This window comes from Chryseobacterium sp. JV558 (genome assembly GCF_033712365.1).
In the GTDB taxonomy this organism is placed as follows: Bacteria; Bacteroidota; Bacteroidia; order Flavobacteriales; family Weeksellaceae; genus Chryseobacterium.
In genome coordinates this window covers 83,693-108,736 of record NZ_WJHU01000003.1, presented here as the reverse complement: position 1 = coordinate 108,736, position 25,044 = coordinate 83,693, and the positions used below count along the sequence as shown (strand labels likewise).

Genomic DNA, 25,044 nt, shown 5'->3' with positions numbered 1-25,044 from the left:
ATTTTTATTCATTCAGATTATGGGGTAATGATAATCGGATCTGGAAAAGGTTCAAGAACCAATGGTTTACACATGGCTGCCGGTTGGCAGGTTCCTCCCATGCATATAAAATTAGTCATCGTGGTAGTGCCGTCAGGACATCTGATCATGCCTTCACCATGGCATCCTCCTGGGCATTGTGCAGGATACAGTGTTCCTCCAAATACATCTTTTAAATTTGTTCTTGAAAGTTTTGTTAAGTTCTTTTTCATGGTTTAATTTTTTGTTTAGTAATTTGATTTATTCTTAATTCTCTTATAATTAGATAAGTAGGTTTAAAAAGATTGAACTAAAATAGTAAATTATTCTATGATGATTGAATTAATTGATGATAAATTTTAAAATGAAGGTTAGATTTTTTTTAAATGCCAAGTTTAAAATAGAAGAATGTCAATTAGATTTGAAATCGATGAATAGTATAGTGATGTGATTGCTGTTTATTTGTGTTTTATTTTTGCCTCCAGTTTAGGCAAGTCTTTTTTATATTGTTCAGCATCCCATTTCATTTGCCAATTCTTTACGTACTCTGACAATGGAGGAAGCCCAACATCTGCGCGTCTTTTATCTACATTTTCAGGATCTTCTAATGGGGATACATAATATATTTGTGTTTCAGGATCACGTCCTATCTGGCTGCCGTAAATTTGTCTTTTACCTTGTCTCAAAGCCATCCTGTCTTCGAGAAGGGCCAGGCTGCTGCTTTGTGCTTTACCATTTTTTACAGCATCTCTCATCATGGGTAAATATTTTTCCTGTGTTGCCTGATCTGCATGTTGGATAACAAGAAATAATGTAACGCTTCCCTGTCCACCCACAACGTCAGGACCCACCCAGCCATATTTATCAAGAATGGCTTTTACCTCAATAAGATTTATTGAATCTTTTTTATTGATAAGCTGCCAGTGCTCATTCATTTCTTTTGAGTTCCCACCATATTTTTTTTCAATATCACCGATTTGTTGTCTGTACTTTTGGTCTTCATTATAAATGTCACCAAGCTTTGCGACCAAGGGTTTATTCAAATTTGCTTCTGCTTTCTCCTGATTCTGTTTGATTTTTTCGATGAGAGGTTTCCATCGTTTATCACTATGTAAAGAGCTAAGGTCTGTATCCGTAGTGATATGGTTATAATTACTGAATTTTACTGCAATCCTGTCAAGTTGGGAAAACGCACTGTCTGGCCCTGATGCCATTGCCCAAGAGCATGCTGCGTTATACCTGTCATTTAGAGATGCTTTCCAGCCGTTAGATTTAAATGCTTCTGAATAGTTGCTCGCAGAGTTTTTGAAATCCTTGGATTGGTAAAATGATTCAGCCGCTTTTACTTTATCAGTGTATTCTTTGGGAACAGTTTGTCCGAAGAACAGTTTTGCTGATGCTAAAAACAGTATAACGAATAGTCTTATTTTCATGGTTAATTTTGTTTATTTAAAGATAATAAAATGTTAGCCAGAAGCTCACTTTATTTATTTTTTTATCAGATTATGGATGATTATAATCGAATCTGGAAAAGGTGCAAGAACCAATGGTTTGCGCATGGCTGCCGGTTAACAGGTTCCTCACATGAGTGCAGCATTACCCTGTGAAATACCTGTTGATGGAGGCTGACAGGCAGGATATATTTTCTGCAGCAATCCTTATTGCTGTTATCCACCAAGAAAACCATATATCTGTATTGATTAAAAAGAAATATGTGAGGCTGCCTTGAAGGCAGTCTCTTTATTTTTTACTTTTTGTATAAGAAATAAACTTGATTTTATTTTCCTTAATTTCAAGAATCCCCGGCTTGGGATGCTGTAGATAAATCTTCTGATGGGTTCTGATTCCTTTATAATGTAGGGGTTGTCGGAAAAGAGATCTTTGTCAATTTCCTGAATGGTATAGAATTTATTGTTTCTGAGCTCTGAAATTGTAGCTTTTGCATTGTGATAGTCTGATAAGATTGAATATAGTTTTTGTTTATATACAAAACTTGACATAATAAGCACTCCGCTGGAATCAACCATTTTTTTTGTTCCTTTTGAAGAATGAGATTCATATTCTCTTGTAATAATGTTAGGGTGATAAATCGGGATTTTATCGACCTGCTCCATTTTTTCGGGATCAGTAATTTCTAAAATATCCGAACTGCCAAAACCATGTGACATTGAATTGGAGATATAATATCTATTATTAATTTTACTCACAGAAACTGGACAGTCTGCTTTTGCGTAGTATATTTTTCCGGATTGTTTATTTTTAAAATAAATTGTTCCTCCCCATTCTCCTGAACAGGTTTTCCATACTTCATATATTGTATCATTATAAAGTAGCCCCTGAGGGGGTAAGTCTTTTAATTTTTTTAAATCATTAATAACATCTCTGTCGACCTTCTCTGTTGTAAATTCAAAAAGGGATGGCTGTTTTGTACAGCTTGTCATTAATAATAAAGAGAAAAGCACAAATAAAATTCGTACTTTATTTTTCTTAAGGATTTTCTTTTGAAACTTCATCATGATGTTTAAGGTACAATGGTAAAGCTGCAGATCCATACCATGGGAAGATCTCATAACTAAAGACTCCGGCTTGAACAGCAGGATCTGTTTTTACCCATTGTTCAGCTTCTTCCTTAGAATTGGTGTTGAAAATAAACATTCCGCGGTAGTTTTCTTTATTCTTTTCAAGGAAAGGCCCGGCTACAACTATTTTCCCTTCATCAGCCAGTTTGCCAATATTGGCCATATGACCTTTCATGAGTTCGCTCATTTTGGATTTGTCTTCAATCTTAACGGAACCTGTAGTCAGCATGACAATAGTATATGCCTTCATTCCATATTGATCAGCTCCTAATGAAGTTGCCAGTTCCTGATTATATTTAGGTTTTTCTGCTTTCTTTTCCTGCGCAAAGGACAATGCTGATATGAGGAGGTATGCGGCTAGTAATGGTTTTGATTTCATCTTGTTTTATTTTGATAAATATAATAAAAACCTTAAAGATTTCTGAGCATTGAATTTCAAAAAATGATAGGATACAAAAAAACCTCGATGGTTACGAGGTTATATCTAATTGTACAGATAAGTTTATTTTAATCTTTTATTCTTAAAAATTCTTTCGCCAGTTCGATCATTTTTGGATCTCCTGTATATTTACCATGTTCATCAGAAAGCTTTACCGTAGGAATCCATTCTTTATTAGGAGCCTGTACACCGATGAGTTTCATTACAATATTCATTGGTTTTACTCCTACATCATTGGTGAGATTGGTCCCAATTCCGAATGAAATACCAATTTTTCCTCTACAGTAATTGGTGATTTCTTCTACTTTTTCAAGATTTAAGGCATCGGAAAAAATAATATACTTAAACATAGGATTGATGCCGTTGTTTTGATAGTGGGCAATTGTTTTATCCGCAAATTGTAGAGCATCCCCGCTGTCATGGCGAACACCATCAAATAGTTTTGCAAATTTTTTGTCAAACTGCTGGAAGAAAACATCTGTGGTATAGGTATCAGACAAAGCCACTCCAAGATCACCTCTGTATACATCTACCCAATGTTCCAAAGCCATTTCATTGGCCATTTTGAATCCGTATTCAGCAGCGTGGAACATAAACCATTCGTGAGCGTGTGTTCCGATAGGTTTTACACCATATTTCATTGCAAAATGAACATTAGAACTTCCGATAAAAGTTGATTCTCTTTTTTGAGTCAAAGCTTCCATCACCAAATTCTGTACCTTATAAGAATGTCTTCTTCTCGTTCCAAATTCTGCAAAAGTTACTCCAAGTCTGCCTAATGAGTCTGCTTTTTCAAGGGTTTTGTTCATTACCACTTCATTAGAATCTCTTTCCATGTGGTTCATTTCATAATGCAGTTCACTGATCAGGGCCAGCAATGGAACTTCCCAAAGAATTGTTCTGTACCAAAGCCCTTCCACAGTTACGGAAAGGTCGCCTCCTTCCTGGTGTATTTTTACTTCAGACGGATCATAATGATACCCTTCTAAAAAATCCAGATAGGGAAGATCAATATAAGGACATGTTCTTGCCATGAACTTTTTCTCGTCTTTTGTAAGTTTAAGTTCAGCCATTTTATTAACGGCTTCTCTTAAAGCAACGTCAAATCCTTCCGGAAAGTGGTGCTTCCCCCTGTTGATAAATTCATATTTTACAATAGAACTTGGGAATAGTTTTACCACTGCATTCTGCATGGTTATTTTATAAAAATCATTATCTAGGATAGAGTTTAGTCTTACGTCGTTCATAATATGTGTAATTTTAACGCAAATATAAATATAAAAAATAAAATCGCCTAAATGTAAGGCGATTTTTTTGAAATATTTTAATGCTTTTAATGGAGTTATTTTCCAAGATAAGAATTGTACATCCAAACTTCCTTCTCTTGTTCGGTAATATAATCGCTCATTTGCGAATTGGTACCTTCATCTCCTGCTTCATCTGTAATATCTAAAAGTTCCCTCTGCAGATCAATGACTACTTTGAACGAACTTAGAATTTGCTCTACACTTTTGGTGCCGTCAGTTACTTCCTTACTTTCTTTAATGGTCGCTATCTTTAAATAGTCTGAGTAATTGTGCGCAGGAATAGCTCCTAATGTCAGGATTCTTTCTGCAATTTCATCAATCTTTAAAACAAGACTGTTATACAATTCCTCAAACTTCGGATGAAGGGTAAAGAATTGTTCTCCTTTGATATTCCAATGAGAACCTCTTGTATTCTGATAAAATACAGAATAGTTGGCTAACAGTGCATTTAATTTTTCTGAGATCTTTTTGCAATCAGCTTCTTTAAGGCCAATGATACTAGCATTTTTCATATGTATATATTTATTTTTTTAAGATCAGATACAATCACCGGGGTCAGTTAAGTATACTGTGAACCTCCATCATGGTGATTGTTGTTTATCATTTTGTATACCCCAAATTTACGAAATATCGTGCCGAAATCCCCTGATTATTAATAGATGATAACTATACGAAAGTTTTTTAAAATAGTTTGGATGTATTAAAAATGTTGATATCAAATAATGATCACTTATTATTCCCGTATTGTTGAATAATTAAGGAATAGATAATAATTTGTTAATATTCTCCGTAGTTGGTTTCTCTAGCTTTGCATTCGAAATTCACATAAAAAAATAATATAAAAATTATGAAAAAACCCTTCTTGTATTTCGTTTTATCATTCCTCTTGTTTTCATGCAGTAGTAATGATACCGATGCACAGATTATAACGGATCCAAAGACTGAAAGTAAATACCAGACTAAAAATGTGATTCTCCTTGTTGTTGACGGAGCCCGTATTTCAGAAACGTGGGAAGCGGCCAATAAAGAAAATATACCCAACAGAGTAAGTTTATTGAGCCAGGGTGTTTTCATCAGTAATTTTAAAAATAATGGCACTACGAATACCAATCCGGGACATAGTGCTATGTGTTCAGGAGTTTATGAGAATATTAAAAATAACGGAACAGAATTACCTGGGTTTCCATCTGTGATGCAGCAATGGCTGAAGTTTACAGGAGCTGATAAAACAAAGGCTTGGGTTGTTGCTTCTAAAGATAAACTGGAGGTTTTAAACGATTGTAAACTGGCAGACTGGAAAGGAAAATTTCAGCCGAGTGTAGATTGTGGAGTGAGTGGAAACGGATCAGGATATCGTGATGACCTTGTAACAATGACGAAGACCAAAGAAGTAATGGCAAAATACAGCCCGAATGTTATGGTGATCAATCTTAAAGATGTAGATTCTTACGGACATGCAAACAACTGGAATGAGTACATTAAAGCCATCAAAACTACAGACGCTACTATTAAAGAAATCTGGAACTATATTCAATCACTTCCCGCTTATAAGGATAAAACAACTTTAATTGTATCCAATGACCACGGAAGACATTTGGATGCCAACGGTGGTTTTGCTGAACATGGTGATGATTGCGCTGGGTGCAGGCACATTGAATTCTTTGCAATGGGACCGGATTTTAAAAAGAATGTCACTATTAATACTGGAAATTATGAACAGATTGATATTGCCAGCACAATAGCGGAGCTTTTAAGAGTTCCTATGCAGTATACAAAAGGAAAAGTAATTAAAGATATTTTTAAATAATTTTTTTCACATAATCTTCTGATTTGAAATTGATTCAATAATATATAAATGATGCGGGTTTTGGAGAGGTATAGAGAACAAATGGAAAGATTATCGAAAGAAATAATATATATAACTGCTTGTCAATTAAAAAAATATTAGTATTTTTGCACCCTAAAATAAAAAGCAATTAAATGCCTACTATTCAACAATTAGTAAGAAAAGGAAGAGCCACGCTTGCCAAGAAGAGCAAATCGGCTGCCCTTGATTCTTGTCCACAAAGACGTGGTGTATGTACGAGAGTATATACAACTACACCTAAGAAACCTAACTCTGCACTTAGAAAAGTTGCAAGGGTAAGACTTTCTAACGGTAAAGAAGTGAATGCCTATATCCCGGGCGAAGGACATAATCTACAGGAGCACTCGATAGTATTGGTTAGAGGCGGAAGGGTGAAAGACCTACCGGGAGTACGTTACCACATCGTAAGAGGTGCATTAGACACCGCTGGTGTAAATGGAAGAACTCAGAGAAGATCTAAGTACGGAGCTAAGAGACCTAAACCAGGACAAGCAGCTGCTGCTCCTGCAAAAGGAAAGAAAAAATAATCATTAAATAAGGTACAGAAGCAATGAGAAAGACAAAAGCGAAAAAAAGACCGTTGTTACCAGATCCGAAGTTTAATGATCAATTGGTAACGAGATTCGTAAACAACTTAATGCTTGACGGTAAGAAGTCAATCGCATTCAAAATTTTCTATGATGCATTAGAAATCGTAGAAACTAAAAAAGGAGAAACAGAGAAAACTGCACTTGAAATCTGGAAAGATGCACTTACAAATGTAATGCCTCATGTAGAAGTACGTTCTAGAAGAGTAGGTGGAGCTAACTTCCAAATTCCTATGCCAATCAGAGCTGATAGAAAAATTTCTATGGCAATGAAATGGTTAATTAGCTATTCTAAAAAGAGAAATGATAAGTCTATGGCTTTGAAATTAGCTAATGAAGTAGTAGCTGCTTCAAGAGAAGAAGGTGCTGCTTTCAAAAAGAAATCTGATACTCACAAAATGGCGGAAGCTAACAAAGCTTTCTCACACTTTAAATTCTAATTTAGAAATGAGTAGAGATCTTAAATTTACAAGAAATATTGGTATTGCCGCTCACATTGATGCTGGTAAAACTACCACTACAGAAAGAATCTTATTCTATACAGGAGTTAACCATAAGATTGGAGAAGTTCACGATGGTGCTTCTACAATGGACTGGATGGAGCAGGAGGCAGAAAGAGGTATTACAATTACTTCTGCTGCAACTACTTGTTCTTGGAACTTTCCAACAGACCAGGGAAAACCTCTTGCAGATACTAAGCCTTACCACTTCAACATCATTGATACACCAGGACACGTTGACTTCACTGTAGAAGTAAACAGATCTTTGAGAGTATTAGATGGATTGGTATTCCTTTTCTCTGCAGTAGATGGAGTAGAGCCTCAGTCTGAAACAAACTGGAGACTTGCTGACAACTACAAAGTAGCAAGAATGGGATTCGTAAACAAAATGGACAGACAAGGTGCTGACTTCCTTAACGTGGTAAACCAGGTTAAAGATATGTTAGGATCTAATGCAGTTCCAATCGTTTTACCAATCGGTGCTGAAGAAGATTTCAAAGGTGTTGTTGACTTAATTAAAAACAGAGCGATCATCTGGGATGAAGCTGGACAAGGTGCTACTTTCGAAGTAGTTCCAATTCCTGAAGACATGAAAGATGAAGTTCTTGAATATAGAGAGAAATTAGTAGAAGCTGTGGCTGACTACGATGATACTTTGATGGAGAAATTCTTCGAAGATCCAGATTCAATCTCTGAAGAAGAAATCAACGAAGCTCTTAGAAAAGCTACTATCGATTTATCTATTATCCCAATGACTTGTGGTTCTTCATTTAAGAATAAAGGAGTACAGTTTATGTTGGATGCAGTATGTAAATACTTGCCTTCTCCATTGGATAAAGATGATATCAAAGGTACTGATCCAAGAACTGACGCTGAAATTACAAGAAAACCAGACGTAAACGAGCCTTTCGCGGCTTTAGCATTTAAGATTGCTACTGACCCATTCGTGGGAAGATTAGCATTCTTCAGAGCATACTCTGGAAGATTAGATGCAGGTTCTTATATCTTGAACACTCGTTCAGGAGATAAAGAAAGAATCTCTAGAATCTATCAGATGCACGCTAACAAGCAAAACCCAGTAGAATATATTGAAGCTGGTGATATTGGTGCAGCGGTAGGATTCAAGTCTATCAAAACTGGTGATACTATGTGTGATGAGAAAAATCCAATCGTTCTTGAATCGATGGTTTTCCCTGATCCGGTAATTGGTATCGCTGTTGAGCCTAAAACTAAAGCTGACCAGGATAAAATGGGTAACGCTTTAGCTAAATTGGCTGAAGAAGATCCTACGTTTACGGTTAGAACTGACGAAGCTTCTGGACAAACGATTATCTCTGGTATGGGTGAGCTTCACTTAGATATCATCGTAGATCGTATGAGAAGAGAATTCAAAGTTGAAGTTAACCAAGGACAACCTCAGGTAGAATACAAAGAAAATCTTACAAGAGTTGCTCAACACAGAGAAGTTTACAAAAAACAATCTGGTGGTAAAGGTAAATTTGCTGATATTGTATTTGAATTAGGACCTGCTGACGAAGGTAAAATTGGTTTAGAATTCATCAATGAGATCAAAGGTGGTAACGTTCCTAGAGAATTTGTTCCTGCAATTGAAAAAGGCTTTAAAGCTGCAATGAAAAACGGTCCTTTGGCTGGTTTCGAAGTTGAAGGTATTAAAGTTGTTCTTAAAGACGGATCTTTCCACGCGGTGGATTCTGATGCTCTTTCATTTGAAATGGCTGCTAAATTAGGATTTAAAGAAGCGGGACGTGCTGCTAAGCCAGTAATTATGGAGCCTATTATGAAACTGGAAGTTGTAACTCCGGAAGAATATATGGGTAACATCATTGGTGACCTTAACAAAAGAAGAGGTACTATCAGTGGTCAGGAAGAGAAAAATGGAGCTGTTGTAATCAAAGGTTCTGTTCCACTTTCTGAAATGTTTGGATATGTAACTACTCTAAGAACACTTTCATCAGGAAGAGCTACTTCTTCTATGGAATTAGAGAAGTATCAAGCTACTCCACAAAACGTTGCTGAAGATATCATAGCTAAAGCAAAAGGTTAATTTTTAAATTAAAGAAATGTCACAAAGAATCAGAATAAAACTAAAATCTTACGATTACAACTTGGTAGACAAGTCTGCTGAGAAAATCGTAAAAACGGTAAAGGCTACTGGTGCTGTTGTAAACGGTCCTATTCCATTGCCAACGAATAAGAGAATCTTCACAGTGTTGAGATCTCCGCACGTAAACAAAAAAGCAAGAGAGCAGTTCCAATTATCAGCTCACAAGAGACTAATGGATATCTACTCTTCTTCTTCTAAAACTGTTGATGCTCTAATGAAATTAGAACTTCCTTCAGGAGTAGACGTTGAAATTAAAGTGTGATAACTGCATACTTTGCAATGATTATAGAAACCGTTCCTTTTTAAGGGACGGTTTTTTTATATTATTTGAAAATCAGATTTGATACATCATCAAATCTGATTTTTTTTGAATTGAACTTTCTACAACCATAAAAACCCTTCAGGGAATTACTATTAATGATAGTGTACATCTGTTTAGGGATTGAAAAGAGTCTTTAGCAGAGATTAATGATCTGATATTAATACTTCTTTTTCAGGTGACATATGTCACTCTTGTTTATTTATTTAGAATGAATAAAAATAATAATTTTGCTAAAAATTATCAGATGAATAAAGTAGTATCCTTTTCTCTGCTGTTATTGGGTGGAGTTCTGGCCAATGCACAGAAAGTAAATGATTCAGTTAAACACAAGAAAATTGAAGAAGTAGAACTGTTTGGTGAAAAAAAGAAACAGCCGCAAGGCTTGGACGCAATTACAAGATTGCCTTTGAAAACCAGAGATCAGATTCAGAGTATTTCTATCATTTCCCATAAAGCAATTGAAGAATTAGGAGCACTTACAGTCACTGATGTTGCCAAAAACGTTCCTGGAGTAACCCTGTTTTCAAGCTATGGAGGTGGAAACGAAAGTATGTCCATCAGAGGTTATCGTGGAGTTCCTGTACTGAAAAATGGAGTTCAGCTGGATTCAGATTTTCGTACCGCAGGAATGATCACTGATATGCAGGGAGTAGAAAGTATTCAGGTTATCAAAGGATCTGCTGCTATTGGTCAGGGAATAGGAAATGGTTTGGGATCTGCAGGAGGTGTTATCAATGTTGTTACAAAAAGACCTCAGTTTATTGATCAGACTAATGTAGGATTCCGTTACGGAAGCTGGGATTTTTATAGACCTACCGTAGACTTCCAGAGAGTATTGGACCCTCAGGGAAAAGTAGCTGTGAGATTTAATGGAGCGTACCAAAACAATAATTCATTCAGAAGTCATGTACAGGGGGAAAGGATTTATGTAAACCCATCTGTCGCTTTCCGTCCGGATGATAAAACATTAATCAATGTGGAAATGGATTATCTTCATGATAAAAGAACGCCGGACAGAGGAACAATAAACCTTGCACCGGGAACTGTTGAAGCATTATACCACATGCCAAAAGGAAAGTTTTTAGGATATACATCTGATTATTCAAAAACTGAAGCATACAACTTTGCGACTACAATTGTACGTAACCTTACAGATAAATTAAAAGTGAGAGCAGCTTTCGTAAATTCCGTAAGTAATACAGATTCTGAAGCTTCATCTGTGTCATTGCCGGCTGGTGAAACCAATTACAATGTCAGACAGCGTACTATAGGAAAATCACAGGGAGAAGATATCAACAAAGTATTACAGTTAGACTTCATTGGTGAGCAAATAAAGACAGGATTTATTAACCACACATTTCAGGTTGGTTTTGACTGGAGAGAAACAGAAACATCTTCTACAACCTTTGAAGCATATAAAAACTCAATTGCACCAGGGAATTTAATTACTGCACGTGCTACAAAAATCGGAACTACAACCTATGCGGCTAATCCACTTGATATTGTTGATGTAGTGAACGGAACTATTCCTAATCAACTTCCGGTAAATGTTATCTATAAAAATCTGGGAAGATCAAACGCTGTATTGACACCAAGTATCGGTGCAATGGCTCAGGATGTGATGACGATAGGGAAATATGTAAAAGCTCATTTGGGACTTCGTTATAGCAGACTCAATGGTTCCGCCAATGAATCTGTAGATACATGGAATCCTAATTTCGGATTGATTGTTTCTCCACTTCCAAATGTTAATGTATTTGGATCATATACAACAACAACATCTTTAAGATCTTCTAATAATTTCCTTTTAGATGGTGGAAGAGTAGGCCCGTCAATGACTAAACAATGGGAAGCTGGTATTAAATCAGACTGGTTTAATGAGCGTTTAAGATTTAATGTAACGGTATTTGATATTAAAACAGATCATCTTTCTTTCACGATTCTTGACGAAAATTATAACCCTGTTGTAATAGATAAGCAAACAATGTATGGCCTTGCAGGAAACCTTAGAAGAAAGGGAGTGGAAGTAGAGCTTATTGGAAGAATTTTGCCGAACCTTCAGGTAATGTCCGGATGGGCATATCTGGATGCTCAGTATCAGGACAGTCCTGCTTACATGAATGGATCTGCGCCAATGAACGCTCCAAAACATACTGCAAACGGATGGCTGAATTATAAATTTAATAACGGTACTTTATCAGGACTTGATGTAGGGGCGGGAATTTATTATGTTGGAAAAAGACCGGTTGACGAATGGACTCAGAAAACATTTACAGCAGGTCACCTGAACAGTGTGAAGCCTGGAGACAAACCTTTCGATATGCCGGAATATACTACAGTAGATGCCCAGGCAGGATATACTTTGAAAAATGGAATGGGAATAAGAGTGTTCTTTAATAATATTTTTGATAGTGTAGGATACAGCTCTTATTTCAGAGGAGGATATATCGATCAGATTCAGCCTAGAAACTTTGCTGTACAGGTAAACTATAAATTCTAATCAACAAAATCATTCATTATGAAAAGTATTAAAACAATATTCTTCGCATTGGCACTTGGTGCAGCGGCTGTCTCGTGCTCCGGAGACAAAAAGAAAGGAATAGATTACAACCAGTTCAAAACTGAAGTGAAACTTACTGCTGAACAGGAAAAGAACTTTAATGAAATCACTGCGAAATATCAGCAGCTTCAGGAGCAGAACTTTCAGGCAGCAAAAGCTCAGGGAGGAAATATGGACCGTGTATCTTTAGGAATCAAAAATGAAGAACTGAGAGCACAGCAGTCTATTGAAATGGCCACTATTTTAGACGATCCACAGATGGAAAAGTTCAATAAGTTTGTTGATGAAAATTCCAGAAAAAGACCAAGATATGACAACAGACTGTTAGAAAAAATCAAAACGGAAGCTCAGCTTTCTGATGATGAATTTAAAGTAGTGAATGCAGCCAATGATGCCTTTGAAAAAGCATTCAATGATGCACATGATGTCTATCACGGGAATAATGATCTGGCCAAAGAATACTGGGAGAAATTTGATACCCAGAGAAAAGCTGCTATTCAGAAAGTACTAAGTCCTGAACACTATACGAAGTTTGAAACAATAGTAAAAGACGTTCAGTTCAAAGGAAGAAAATAACAACATTGATACAATAAGGGCTGGAAGCAGGAAGTGGAGGCTGGATAGGAGATTGGCTAAAAGTTCTTACTGCTTTTAAGAAAACATATTCAATTTGGTGAATGTAGATTAAAGTTAAGTGGTAATCTTTTGAACTAAGATATTTCCATCAAAAGCTTCATGCTTCCCGGCCCGAATTTGTATTAACTTTTTTTAATTTATTCATATCAATTTTAATTTTAAAACATTAAGGCGGTATTACTGTCTTAATGTTTTTGCTGTTAAACAATGAGAGTATTACTTAAAAGCCTTTACAGGAAAAGAAGAAAAAACGAATCAGTTACCAAATATCTGATGTGGATTATTCATCTCTGGCTGGGACTTTTATCAGGTAGTATTGTTTTTGTAATGTGTCTTACCGGATGCCTCTATGCCTTCAAAAATCAGATTAGTGATTTTAGCAACAGGGATAAAATATATATCAACCCGGGTTCAGGAAAAGCGATGAACGCTGACCTGATCCAGTCAGAGTTATTAAAACATAATAAAGAACTTACTTCCCTGATGATTCCGGATGAGAAAGGGAAAAGCTATGTGATTGGATACCGCGAAAATAATTTGGACAAAAGTACCTACTATAATCAGTATACTGGAGAAGTTCTGGGACAACCGGATGTTAGCTCCAGCAGATTCTTTGAAACAGTTCTTGATCTTCATAGGAATCTGATGATGGGAAATGCAGGAAGGCAAATTGTTGGAGCTTCAGTTCTTATGTTTTGTATTCTGCTGATTTCAGGATTTATTCTTTGGCTTCCGAAGAAACTGAAGTTTTTGAAACAGGGGCTTACTGTCATGTTCAAAGCAAAATTTCAAAGGGTTAACTATGATCTGCACAATACACTGGGGTTTTATACTTTTCTGATGCTTTTCTTTATTGCCGTTACAGGATTGTATGTGACCTATCCGTGGATGAAGAATGCTATTATCATAAGTTTGGGAGGAACGTCAATTGATCATATTTCAAAAGAAAAAGACAATGAGGATGATGCCTTTGGCGGGCTTCTGGAAGATATGCTTCAGAAACAGGACGAAAAGAAAAATCTGAAAGACGTTACTTCCGCTTCTGTGGATAAGATTGTAAAACTGGCAGACCATCACCTTCCCTATACTGCTGTTACAAGTATAGAACTTCCCAATAAAGAAAATCCGCGATATGTTGTTATCAAAGCCAATAGACAAAACTTCCTGGGAATGATGGTTCCGGATGAAGTGACATTTGATAAAACCGGAGTTTTCAAAACGAAAGAGCTTTTTTCGGACAAACCTTTAAACAAACAGTTCACAGCTTTAGCAAAACCATTGCATACAGGAGAGATTATGGGGCTGCCAAGTATTATTCTCTACTTTATTATTTCTCTTATCGGTTGTTCATTGCCGGTGACCGGGCTTTTGATATGGTGGCATAGATTCAAAAAAATGAAATAGAAACAATCCAAAGTATTTAGATACCTCATATTCTTAACCTTTTCATGATTTCAGATTAATTTTTATACATTTATTATGTAAAAAACAGAAGTTATGGGTCATAAAGGTCATCATTTTTTTGAAAAATTTTCAAACTGGGCTGTAAGATTTACGGGAAGCCCAATTGCTTTTATCGGAGCTTTTCTTATCGTAGTGATATGGGCAGTTACAGGTCCTTTTTTTGATTACTCAGAAACCTGGCAGCTGGTGATCAATACCGGAACTACAATCATTACTTTTCTGATGGTATTCCTCATTCAGAAAGCGCAGAATAAAGATTCCAAAGCAATACAGATCAAACTGAACGAAATTATAGCTGCCCACGAAAAAGCCAGCAATAGAATTGTAGATATTGAAGACCTTACCGAAGCGGAACTTGACCAGCTTCATCACTATTATGAAAAACTGGCTCAGCTTGCTAAAAAAGATGCGGATATTCATACCTCTCATTCCATTGACGCAGCACAGAGAAATCAGGATTATAAATACGAATTCTTCAAAAGAAAACATGAAGAATGGATACAAAAGCAGGAACAAAAAAATAAATAAGCTTTTGATTGAAAAAATTCTTTAAAATTTAATTATTATGATATTTTTTTTAAGATTATAGTATTGTAATTTGTGTTTTTGTGTATAATTTTAATTTTTTGTTTGTTTTTTAGTGTTTTTTTTGACAAATATTTAAATTTGTTGAACAAATATTATATATGAAAGCAAAATTATTTTGTTTGCCGGTATTGTTTTTAGCAATATCAGCAAACGCACAATGGAGCAGAGGACTGCCAGAACAAAAAGTCATCAAGAAAAGTGATCACTCGGTTTATTATAAACTCGATATTGATCAGATTAGAACTCAACTTCTGAGAGCTCCCAAATTAGGTGAAGGTGCTCCCATTACGATCAGTATTCCTACTCTTGAAGGAAAAATTGAGAAATTTACAGTAAACAGCTTTCCGGTAATGGATGAGACTTTGGCTAACAAATATCAGCTGGGGTCGTATGTAGGGATCGGAACTGATGATCCTACCAAATATATCCGTTTCAGTATCGCTCCCAATGATTTCCAATCGATGATCATTGGTACTGATGGTAAATATGAATTTATAGAACCTGCAACTGCTGACAAATCTTATTATTCTGTACACGGAAAAACTAATAAGAGCGGCCATGCATTTGTATGTAACACGAAAGAGGATAAAGAAGCTATTGATAGAATACAGAAGCTTATGAATTCTGGAGTTGCAGCAAAATCAAGTAACAAAACATTCCATACCCTTAGACTGGCTATGTCTGTAACAGGAGAATATACTGCTTTCTTCGGTGGAGTAGCAGGTGCTCTTACACAAATAAACGCTACTTTATCAAGAGTAAATGGTGTATTTGAAAAAGAATTTAATGTGCACGTCAACGCAATCAGTGCCCCAGGACTTATATTTACTGACGCTGCTAATGATCCTTATAGTACATCGGATCTTATGTGTAAGTGGAATTATGAGCTCATGAATACATTGCATGGAGGAACGTATGGTGTAACAGATGCAGATTTTGATATTGGGCATTTGTTTGGTGCAACGGGAGGTGGTGGAAGTGCCGGCTGTATTGGATGCATAGGAAGTAATGATATATCTACAAGTATTGACCCTAATTGTGTAAATTCACCATCTCCAGGTAATTATAAGGGTAGTGGATATACCTCTCCGGGAATTAATTATTACGTTAGTGGAACGTGGGACCAAAACAGCACAGCTCAATTACCACCAAGTGGAGACGCTTTTGATATTGACTTTGTAGCTCATGAGATGGGGCACCAGTTGGGGGATTCCCACACATACAGCTTCTACGAGAACTTTTTAAATCAGGAAGTTGAACCAGGCTCAGGATCTACAATTATGGGGTATGCAGGAATTACCGGCCCAAGTACAGATGTTCAAAAACATTCTGATGTTTATTTTCATAGTGTGAGTATTGATCAGGTGCAGACGAATCTTGTAACAGTAACTGCTGACGTAGAAACACCTATTGTGAATAATACACCTGTTGTAACAGCAATGAATACAACATATACCATTCCCAAATCTACCGCATTTGTATTGACAGCATCAGCCACAGATCCAGATGGAGATGCTTTGACGTACTGCTGGGAGCAGGTGAATCCAAGTAAATTAGGTAATGGAGTATCTAAATCCAATATCGGAAATACAACCACAGGAGCCAATTTCAGATCATGGGCACCTACTGCCAGCCCTACAAGATACTTCCCTAAGCTTGCAACTGTTTTGGGAGGAGCTGTAAAAAATACGGCGGAGTTTGAAGCAGCAAGTACGGTGGCTAGAACCACAGATTTCAGAGTGACAGTAAGAGATAACAAACCTGGAGGACAGGCGCAGACTGCTTATGCCACACAAACTATTGTAGTAGGATCCGCAGCCGCATTTACTGTCAATACAACATCACTTAACCCTAATGTAAATTCTACTATTGCATGGACGGTTTCCGGAACTGCAGTTTCTCCATACAATGCAGCCAATGTTAAGATTGATTATACAGAAGATGGTGGACTAACCTGGAATAACCTTGCAGCATCAGTTCCGAATAACGGATCAGCCAGTGTATTCATTCCTGCATCATTGGCGGGTAAGACCATTCATTTGAGAGTGTCAGCTATTGGAAATGTATTTTATGCAGTGAAACAAGCTATAGTATCCGGTACAATGGCTGTTTCTGAAGCAAGAAATGAGGCAAAATCAGTTAAGATCTATCCAAACCCTGTAGAAGATGTATTGAATGTTCTAAATGTCTCTTCAAACGCATCGTATGAGATCTTCAATGCTCCAGGACAGTTGATTTCAAAAGGAACTATAGGAGAAGGTAAAATTAATGTTAGTGCTCTTGTAAAAGGAATCTACTTTATTACGATTAATAATAAAGACGAAAACAGCACAACTAAGTTTGTTAAAAAATAGTTCAATAAAAGATAAAAATAAAAAACCTCTGAGCGATCAGAGGTTTTTTTATGAATGATATTATTTCATGAAATAGCTGAAATAACTACAACTTCCCATTAAGTTTTTGGTTGTTTCAGTATCGGAATACTGAGCTTTCAACTGAGCAAAATAGGTTCTGTATTTTTGGTTTTTAAGATGGTCCATTTCTTTTTGGCGGGCATCTTCTTTTTCAGACCACTTCGGATCAGAGTAATCAAAATCTTTTGGTGCTTTTGCTTCGTACTGGTAATATTTACCCTGTTCAGCACTTGCCATCTGGAATAAAATCCTTGATTTTTCTTCCTTATTGTTTGAAAGCTTAAGAGCTTTTTGATAATAGTTAATTGATAGATCAAAATTATCAGGTTCAATATAAGAAGTGTCCAGGAAGTTCTTATAATAATACTTGTAAGGATTCTTTCTGTCAGTATTCCAGAAATTATATTTACCTCCATTGCTGTTGTCAATATCCATCACAAACAATTGACGGTAATATCCTAAAATAGAAGTATTGTACAAGAGGTTTCCGATAAGCTGATTGGCTTTTGCTGCTTTTTCACCCGTTCCGTTTCCGATCTTTTTAAGCTGAATCAACACATCTGCCAGCTCAAGTTTGTCCATGCTGGTTTTAATGAAAGGGAAATCAGTGTAGCTTTCAGCTTTCATACTTTCTGCATCAGGGCTTCCGAAACTTTCCCAGACATTATGCCCGAATACAAGGTTTGAAATATTTTTAAATCCGTTGTATTCAGCAGGAGTATATTGTTTGGTTGTAATGGTCTGTCCATTTTTTTCAGTCCATTCGTAATTCTGTCTTGGAATACCAGCGAAGCTTTTTGCTTTTTCATAATAAGATTTTGCCTTTTCAAAATCGGCAAGTCTCATTGCTCTGTCGCCGTAAATGGTGCTGAAGAAAGCATCAATATTGCCCACGCTGTCCATGTTTTTAGCAATGATCTGCTGTTCAAACTGGGTTTTGTTAGGTTTTCTGTAGAACTCTTCCACGCTTTTCACAAGACCAGAGTTCGGATTGTATTGAAGATCCGAAAGCTTATTATTCATCAGGAATGATTTTCCATCTTCACCCTGAAGAAAATAACGGTTTGCCATAACATCTTTAAGGAAATCGGCGGTAGACGGTACTTCACCATAATAGTCAAAATTATCTGTAGTGGCTGTATCTTTTACTACCTTTTTCTCTACGAAATATTCAGTATAATCCTTCATCAGATGATCTTCATACTCGGCATCAATTCTCGGCTGAGAAACAATGTCATTCAGAACTTTCATTCTTTTAATCTCTTCCAGATATTCAGGATTTGTTGTTTTAATATCTTCCAGGATTTCTGTACTTCCTTTGTAATCTTTTTTCAGGAATTTAAGATATGCATCTGCAATCTGCCAGTATTCATCCTTAGACTTTTCTTTCGTTTTATCAGTGAACTTTTGAAGGTCATCAAGATAGTCCTTCATCTTATCATCATATCCATAGCCCGAAGTTGTGTAGAATGGAATTCTGTTTGGATTGTCAAGTAATTCATCATCACTTTGATCCGTTTTCTTTCCATCAGCAGATTCTTTAGATTTTGAACCTCCGAACAGGTTTTTAAAGAATCTTACAATTTTTTGCCAGAAAGAAAGTTTTTCTTCTTTTACTTCAGGTGTAGCAGCAGTAGCTTTGGTATCCTTTGAAGAAGTATTGGTATCGGCATTTCCTCTTTGTATATACGGACTATTGGCAGCGTCTGAAGTGTAGTAATAAGTAGGAAGATAACTTCTTTCCAGTTCATTGATGCTTCTTGCAGCCATTACCTTCAGGATCTCAGAGTCCGGATTGATCTCGTACATCTTTTCCATGGTAGGAATCGGATTGTTGAAGTCTTCATACCCTAAAAGGAAATACGCCATATTCTTTTCTTCGTTCGTATTGGCTCTCTTCATGATATTGCTGAAAGATGCTGTGTCAGAAAGCTTCATAGAAACAAAGGCAGATTCCTTGCGGTCTTTGCTGTTCATGAATACCTGAAAGAAATTCCAGTTGGCATCGCTGTTCATTTCCAATCCTCTTTGTGCTCCGGCCAATTGATCCAGAGACATGAAGTAAACAGTTCCCTTCAATTTGATGGGGGCAACATAAGTTTTGAAAGCCTGCATTGCAGAATCATAGTTTCTTGTATAATGATTCAGACGTACCAGCTGATATCCGTAACGCTGTTTGATTTCAGGGTTTCTTGCCGCATTGTACAAAGACGTTAAAGCCGCAATGGTTTTATTGTAATCAAGAGCCGTAGCATTTTTTCTGTTGGCATCTCTGTCGTAATAAAATGAATTCTCATTTTCAACATAATTGATGCTCATATAAGGCTCCAGATACTTGGCTTCGATTAAATAATCAAGGCCTTCCTTGTATTTTTGGTAGAACCCGGAACCCAGCTTTTGTAGAAGAGGATTTGTTGGGCTTCCATTCTTTAAAGCATTCAGGTCATTCATGCTTATCTTATACACCAGATTCTGTGTCTCAGTATAGCTAAGCTGATTGTTAAAGAACTTTTTCCAGGTTTCAACATTGTCATCAGGAATCAATGATGCATTGTATCCTCCGTAGAATCTGCTTGAATAGTTGTGCAGAAAAGGGAGGTAAGCTTTATCTTTGATAATGCTTTGCGTAAAAAGGTTGAAGTAATCATAATCAGGATCTGACCACGCACAGGCGTCAGATTTTGTATAGAAAAGTGATACAACCGCAAGTGAAAGAATATACTTTTTCATAGGGTTCGTAGTGTTTTTTTAATTTTTATAATAGTTTATGGTTTGGTCTTGACAGGTGGTGTGCCTCTATCTCTGGGAGATTAAAATTTCCGATCTAACACAAATTTACTATCTAATTGATAATAAATAATATTAAAATGCGGTATTTTTTTCTGTAAAAAAGTGATAACCTCTTCAAGCTGTTCTTTAGAGATTTCTTCTGCCTTTATTTTGAAGCCCTTGTTTAAATAACTTCCAAAGTAGAATCCATCTTTCAAAACTTCACTTTCATGATCAGATATTTTCTTAAAATTGGGGTTTTCCAGGTCTCTTTTGGATAAAGCATTGATCAGTTTGTGCTTGCCCAGATGATTGGTGACAATTCCCCAGGAATAAATAGGAAGAGCAACTTCAATTTTTTTGATGGGGTAATCTTCCATTTTTGAAAGATAGCTTTTTAGAATGCTGACATCCAGAATCGAGTTCTTGTCAGATTTTTCCAGGGGTGATGAAGTGGAGTAGCACATCAGATATACTTTTTCTACAGGGGGAATTCCGGTCTGCTTTTTATCCTTCACCTGATGAAGGCGAAGAGTGCACGTAATTTCCTTTCTGGAGATCTTTTTCAGCTCTTTGAGAAATTTAAAATAATCATTCCGGCTTCCTGCGGTCCAGTCACAGTCGATCTGAATTTCATTATTGGTTTTCAGATGATACTCTTCTGTTTTCTTTTGAATTAAAAGATGGATACTTTCCGCAAGAAATTTGATCTCTTCTGCAGAAATGCCCAGCAAAGTCTGATTCGTAATAAAAACGGTGGGAACAATCTGTTTATCTGTCTGAAAACTCTTGTCTTTTGTGATAACGGCTACTGGCTGAAATTTTCCGTTCACTTTATCTACATCAAAGAACCTGGTGTACAAATAAGGAACAGTTGCCTGATCTAATGCTTTCTTTTCTTCATGATCCAGCTTCAGATTGGTTTTCCAGTAATAAAATGTGTATGGATGATTCTCTTTCCTGCTGCATGATACAACAAGGAAAAGAAGAAATAGAAATAAAATTTTAAAATGTCTCATTGATACAAATCACTCTTGAAGCCACAATTCCTTGTAGCTATATGTTTTTTCAAAAATAAAGATATTTAAGCAAAATATAAACCGTAAAATCTCGGTGATTAATTTAATGGAATGGCTTTTCACAACAAGAAAACCACTCCAGATGGAGCGGCTTTCTCTATATATTATTTTACTACTTGTAAAGTTCACTTTCGCATCTGCAGGTCTCTTTATCAATACTCTCACTGGAAGAGCAGCAGCCTTCAAGGTTTTGAACGTTGCCTTTTTCATCAGTAAGGTAGATTTTGTCTTTGTCAAATTTCACCAAATACGTCTCATCATATTCTTTGAAAACGACTTTCATAACTTTATTTGGAGCATATTTTCCGGCATTTACTTCTTCCTTTGTTTCTTTTCCATCAGCCTGATTCACCTGAACATATCCAAAATGGACATCACCATTCTTCTTTATATCCAAATAGTAGTGAGGAGTACCGGTGCCGCTATATCCTTTCATGATATCAAAACTTCTGTGTCCTGTAAAAGGTAGCTTTGCTTGCTGAGCCCATGTAAAAACACTGATACACAGAATGAATACACTGAAAAACTTTTTCATACCTATTTTTTTTCAAAAGTAAATATATTTAACCAAAACTGACACCGTAAAAACACGGTGATTGAATAAGAGATTTCAAGATTATTATTTAGGTTTCTATAGTTTGGCGGTGTGCTTCTCCGCTTAGTAACAAAGCCACCCCAAAGGAGTGGCTTTTCTATAATTTAGTTAAAGTCTGATTAAAAAACGGTTGCCGCAAGCTGAATTCTTGCATACTTATTAGAAGGATTCCACATGGCCATCATAGATACGGGAAGGCTGTAGTGATCTGTGATCTTAACTACCTTACCTGCTTTTACACCTATATTTACAATGTCGAAGCTGTTTTTGCCATTACCATACAAAAAGGTTTTGTCATTGAGGGCAAATCCGGCTCCTACAAAAGCATCCAGGTTTACTTTCTGTCCACTGATGACAGGGTAGCTTGCCTGAACGTAAGTGGAGTATCTGTTTTTCTTATAACTTCCGTCAGCTTCCAGAATGACTTCTCCTGCATTGGCTCCTCCATACAGCATAATGTCAGCTTCAATGTTGATCGGGAAAGAAGGTCCAAAAGTATAATTTGTTCTTAAATCAATAATGTGAGCTGTTCTTCTCTGTGAATAGCTGAAGATATCGTCAGCGGCTACTGCAGTATTGATGTTTCTTGAGTTATAAAGATCCCATAATCCGATATAAAAACGTCCGTTAGAATACTGAACATAGTAATTGATTTCCTTATAATGAGTATTGTCTTTATCATCTGCTAATGCAGAAGCACCCCAAATTCCCACTTTCCATTTTTTCTCCGCATCCAAAGCATAGGAAAGATTTCCCATCACAACAGGTTTATCTGTAATAATAAGCCCTCTCCATAAGTGATTATTCTGAATGTTGGCTGTAAAATCAAGCCTGCCTTCTTTAGTTTCCTTGGTTTCACCTGTTTCCTGTGAAAATAGCTTTCCTGTGCCCAAAGCGAGAAGGAAGATTCCCTTTAAGATTTTTTTCATCATTTGTTTATTTTAAAAATCCATATATAACTGCTGCGATTATAGCACCTGTGATTGGGCCTACAACAGGAATCCAGGCATATCCCCAGTCACTGCTCCCTTTTACAGGTAAGATGGCATGCATGATTCTTGGGGCAAGGTCTCTGGCGGGGTTGATAGCGTATCCTGTTGTTCCTCCCAACGATAAACCAATTGCCCACACCACAAAGGTCACAGGAATAGCCCCGATAGAGCCTAATCCTACTTTAGCGGTTGGATCTGCCTGTAAAGAAATGCTGGGTCCTGCAAAATAGAAAACACAGAATACCAATACAAATGTTCCGATAATCTCACTAATCAGGTTAGAGGATGTCTTTCTGATAGCCGGACCAGTACTGAAGCAGGCCAGTTTAGCTCCTTCATCTTCTGTGATGGCAAAATGATCTTTGTGGAACAGCCACACCAAAAATGCACCCAGCATTCCTCCGATCATTTGAGCGGCGATATAAGACGGAACGAGATCCCAGGAAAATTTCCCTGCAACAGCCAGTCCAATGGTTACAGCTGGATTCAGATGGGCACCACTTATTGGGCCTGCAACGGTTACTCCCACAAAAACGGCCAATGCCCATGCGGTAGTAATAACGATCCATCCGGAATTATTTCCTTTCGTATCTTTTAAGACAACATTGGCTACAACACCGTTGCCTAACAATATTAGAAGCATCGTCCCGATAACTTCTGCGATAAATGGGGTCATATAAGTTTTTTTGATAAGTGAATTAATCTTCTATCCAGCTTTGAGAACGTGATACAGCTCTTCTCCATGAGTGTACCATTTTATCAACATGTTCTTTTTCCAACTGAGGATGGAAATCTTTATCAACAATCCATTGAGACTGAATTTCAGCGATGTCTTTCCAGTATCCTACAGCAAGACCGGCAAGATAAGCGGCTCCTAATGCTGTTGTTTCAAGGGTTTGAGGTCTTGTTATTTTGAAACCGAAAAGATCAGATTGTATCTGCATCAGAAGATCACTTGCAGAGGCACCACCGTCTACTCTTAATTCAAGGCTTGCTCTTCCAGAATCAGCTTCCATTGCTTTTACAATATCATAAACCTGAAATGCTATTCCTTCCAGTGTTGCTCTTGCAATATGAGCATCTGTGGTACCACGGGTGATTCCTACAATCGTTCCACGGGCGTACTGATCCCAATAAGGAGCACCAAGCCCCGTTAATGCAGGAACGAAATAAACGCCGCCATTATCTTCTACAGAAGCAGCAAGTTCGTTCACCTGATCAGAAGAATGAATAAGTTTAAGGCCGTCTCTTAACCATTGAATGGCAGCACCTCCTACAAATACACTTCCTTCCAGTGCGTAGTTTACTTCTCCATTTATTTTCCAGGCTACTGTTGTAAGAAGATTGTTTTTAGAAGTAACAGCTTCCGTTCCGGTATTCATTAACAGGAAACATCCTGTTCCGTAAGTGTTTTTTACCATTCCGGGAGTAGTACACATCTGGCCAAATAAGGCAGCCTGCTGATCTCCGGCGATTCCCGCAATCGGAATTTTGGTAGAGAATAGAGTAGTAGCAGTCTCACCATATACCTCACTGCTTTGTTTTACCGTAGGAAGAATCGCTTTTGGAATATTGAATAACTCTAATAGATCATTATCCCATTCTAAAGTATGAATATTAAGAAGCATTGTTCTGCTGGCATTGGAAACGTCGGTGATAAACATTTTTCCGCGGGTAAGTTTCCATACTAGCCAGGTATCAACGGTTCCGAAACATAATTTCCCTTCTTCCGCCTTTTGTCTTGCTCCTTCTACATTATCAAGAATCCATTTAAGCTTGGTTGCTGAAAAGTAAGCATCCAGAACAAGTCCTGTTTTTTCTTTGATGATTTCTGCGTGTCCTTGTTCTTTCAGTTCATCGCAGTATTTTGACGTTCTTCGGTCCTGCCATACAATAGCATTGTAGATGGGTTCACCGGTTTCTTTATCCCAGACAATAGTTGTTTCACGTTGGTTCGTAATACCGATAGCGGCAACTTCCAATCCGGAGATTCCTGCTTTAGCAATAATTTCTGCTGCTACGGAGATCTGTGAAGACCATATTTCATTCGGGTCGTGTTCTACCCAGCCTGGGGTAGGGAATATCTGTCTGAAGTCTTTCTGAGATACATATTTTATTTCTCCACTGTGGTCGAAGAGAATCGCTCTGGAGGAAGTTGTTCCCTGATCTAGAGCGAGAATTAGTCTTTCATTCATGTATATAA

22 protein-coding genes are annotated in these 25,044 nt (G+C 37.0%); 10 read left to right on the top strand and 12 right to left on the bottom strand.

Features of this window, described 5'->3' with window-relative positions:
* Nucleotides 1-17 precede the first annotated feature (17 nt).
* From GFU89_RS11475 to GFU89_RS11450, 6 genes are all read right to left on the bottom strand, one after another.
* Nucleotides 18-251, bottom strand: coding sequence for a hypothetical protein (locus GFU89_RS11475; protein WP_318847253.1), 234 nt, complete (start codon nucleotides 249-251; stop codon nucleotides 18-20).
* Nucleotides 252-476: 225 nt separating this feature from the next.
* Nucleotides 477-1,451 (bottom strand): DUF6624 domain-containing protein, encoded by a 975-nt coding sequence (locus GFU89_RS11470; protein WP_318847252.1) that lies wholly within the window; start codon nucleotides 1,449-1,451, stop codon nucleotides 477-479.
* A 267-nt stretch (nucleotides 1,452-1,718) separates the two neighbouring features.
* Entirely contained in the window at nucleotides 1,719-2,534 is an 816-nt protein-coding gene (locus GFU89_RS11465) for a hypothetical protein (protein ID WP_318847251.1), read from the bottom strand.
* Nucleotides 2,506-2,976: a YciI family protein gene (locus tag GFU89_RS11460; protein ID WP_318847250.1), complete on the bottom strand. Its 471-nt coding sequence runs from the start codon at nucleotides 2,974-2,976 to the stop codon at nucleotides 2,506-2,508. The genes GFU89_RS11465 and GFU89_RS11460 overlap by 29 nt, the downstream gene beginning before the upstream one ends.
* 128 nt (nucleotides 2,977-3,104) lie before the next feature.
* Entirely contained in the window at nucleotides 3,105-4,283 is a 1,179-nt protein-coding gene (gene pncB / locus GFU89_RS11455) for a nicotinate phosphoribosyltransferase (protein ID WP_318847249.1), read from the bottom strand.
* 95 nt (nucleotides 4,284-4,378) lie between these two features.
* Nucleotides 4,379-4,855: a Dps family protein gene (locus GFU89_RS11450; protein ID WP_318847248.1), complete on the bottom strand. Its 477-nt coding sequence runs from the start codon at nucleotides 4,853-4,855 to the stop codon at nucleotides 4,379-4,381.
* Nucleotides 4,856-5,190: 335 nt separating this feature from the next.
* On the opposite strand from GFU89_RS11450, the gene GFU89_RS11445 reads away from it, so the two are divergent.
* The 10 genes from GFU89_RS11445 to GFU89_RS11400 all read left to right on the top strand — a co-directional run bounded on the left by GFU89_RS11445 (nucleotide 5,191) and on the right by GFU89_RS11400 (nucleotide 17,346).
* Nucleotides 5,191-6,150 (top strand): alkaline phosphatase family protein, encoded by a 960-nt coding sequence (locus tag GFU89_RS11445; protein WP_318847247.1) that lies wholly within the window; start codon nucleotides 5,191-5,193, stop codon nucleotides 6,148-6,150.
* Nucleotides 6,151-6,323: 173 nt separating this feature from the next.
* The gene (gene rpsL / locus GFU89_RS11440) at nucleotides 6,324-6,737 is read left to right on the top strand and encodes a 30S ribosomal protein S12 (RefSeq protein WP_002983146.1); all 414 of its coding nucleotides are present in this window, start codon (nucleotides 6,324-6,326) and stop codon (nucleotides 6,735-6,737) included.
* Between the two features lie 23 nt (nucleotides 6,738-6,760).
* Entirely contained in the window at nucleotides 6,761-7,237 is a 477-nt protein-coding gene (gene rpsG / locus GFU89_RS11435) for a 30S ribosomal protein S7 (RefSeq protein ID WP_089734635.1), read from the top strand.
* Nucleotides 7,238-7,244: 7 nt separating this feature from the next.
* Nucleotides 7,245-9,362, top strand: coding sequence for an elongation factor G (gene fusA / locus GFU89_RS11430; RefSeq protein ID WP_124532212.1), 2,118 nt, complete (start codon nucleotides 7,245-7,247; stop codon nucleotides 9,360-9,362).
* Nucleotides 9,363-9,378: 16 nt separating this feature from the next.
* On the top strand, nucleotides 9,379-9,684 hold the full coding sequence (rpsJ, locus tag GFU89_RS11425) for a 30S ribosomal protein S10 (RefSeq protein ID WP_002661363.1): 306 nt from the start codon (nucleotides 9,379-9,381) through the stop codon (nucleotides 9,682-9,684).
* Nucleotides 9,685-9,988: 304 nt separating this feature from the next.
* The gene (locus GFU89_RS11420) at nucleotides 9,989-12,244 is read left to right on the top strand and encodes a TonB-dependent receptor (protein WP_318847246.1); all 2,256 of its coding nucleotides are present in this window, start codon (nucleotides 9,989-9,991) and stop codon (nucleotides 12,242-12,244) included.
* Between the two features lie 18 nt (nucleotides 12,245-12,262).
* A complete protein-coding gene (locus GFU89_RS11415) occupies nucleotides 12,263-12,880 on the top strand; it encodes a hypothetical protein (RefSeq protein ID WP_318847245.1) in 618 nt (205 codons plus the stop codon).
* Nucleotides 12,881-13,147: 267 nt separating this feature from the next.
* Entirely contained in the window at nucleotides 13,148-14,344 is a 1,197-nt protein-coding gene (locus GFU89_RS11410) for a PepSY-associated TM helix domain-containing protein (RefSeq protein WP_318847244.1), read from the top strand.
* A gap of 93 nt (nucleotides 14,345-14,437) precedes the next feature.
* Complete coding sequence (locus GFU89_RS11405; protein WP_318847243.1) at nucleotides 14,438-14,932, top strand: low affinity iron permease family protein; 495 nt, start codon at nucleotides 14,438-14,440, stop codon at nucleotides 14,930-14,932.
* Between the two features lie 158 nt (nucleotides 14,933-15,090).
* Nucleotides 15,091-17,346 (top strand): zinc-dependent metalloprotease, encoded by a 2,256-nt coding sequence (locus tag GFU89_RS11400; RefSeq protein ID WP_318847242.1) that lies wholly within the window; start codon nucleotides 15,091-15,093, stop codon nucleotides 17,344-17,346.
* Nucleotides 17,347-17,406: 60 nt separating this feature from the next.
* Here GFU89_RS11400 and GFU89_RS11395 read toward each other — a convergent pair whose 3' ends face one another.
* The 6 genes from GFU89_RS11395 to glpK form a co-directional block, all read right to left on the bottom strand.
* Complete coding sequence (locus GFU89_RS11395; protein ID WP_318847241.1) at nucleotides 17,407-20,136, bottom strand: hypothetical protein; 2,730 nt, start codon at nucleotides 20,134-20,136, stop codon at nucleotides 17,407-17,409.
* A gap of 80 nt (nucleotides 20,137-20,216) precedes the next feature.
* On the bottom strand, nucleotides 20,217-21,194 hold the full coding sequence (locus GFU89_RS11390) for a hypothetical protein (RefSeq protein WP_318847240.1): 978 nt from the start codon (nucleotides 21,192-21,194) through the stop codon (nucleotides 20,217-20,219).
* A 172-nt stretch (nucleotides 21,195-21,366) separates the two neighbouring features.
* Nucleotides 21,367-21,789 carry a hypothetical protein gene (locus GFU89_RS11385; protein ID WP_318847239.1) on the bottom strand — a complete coding sequence of 141 codons (423 nt, stop codon included), beginning with the start codon at nucleotides 21,787-21,789 and terminating at the stop codon, nucleotides 21,367-21,369.
* Nucleotides 21,790-21,968: 179 nt separating this feature from the next.
* Complete coding sequence (locus GFU89_RS11380) at nucleotides 21,969-22,781, bottom strand: hypothetical protein (RefSeq protein ID WP_413228592.1); 813 nt, start codon at nucleotides 22,779-22,781, stop codon at nucleotides 21,969-21,971.
* Nucleotides 22,782-22,785: 4 nt separating this feature from the next.
* Entirely contained in the window at nucleotides 22,786-23,517 is a 732-nt protein-coding gene (locus GFU89_RS11375; RefSeq protein WP_318847238.1) for an MIP/aquaporin family protein, read from the bottom strand.
* 22 nt (nucleotides 23,518-23,539) lie between these two features.
* Nucleotides 23,540-25,036, bottom strand: coding sequence for a glycerol kinase GlpK (glpK, locus tag GFU89_RS11370; protein WP_318847237.1), 1,497 nt, complete (start codon nucleotides 25,034-25,036; stop codon nucleotides 23,540-23,542).
* Between the last annotated feature and the right edge of the window lie 8 nt (nucleotides 25,037-25,044).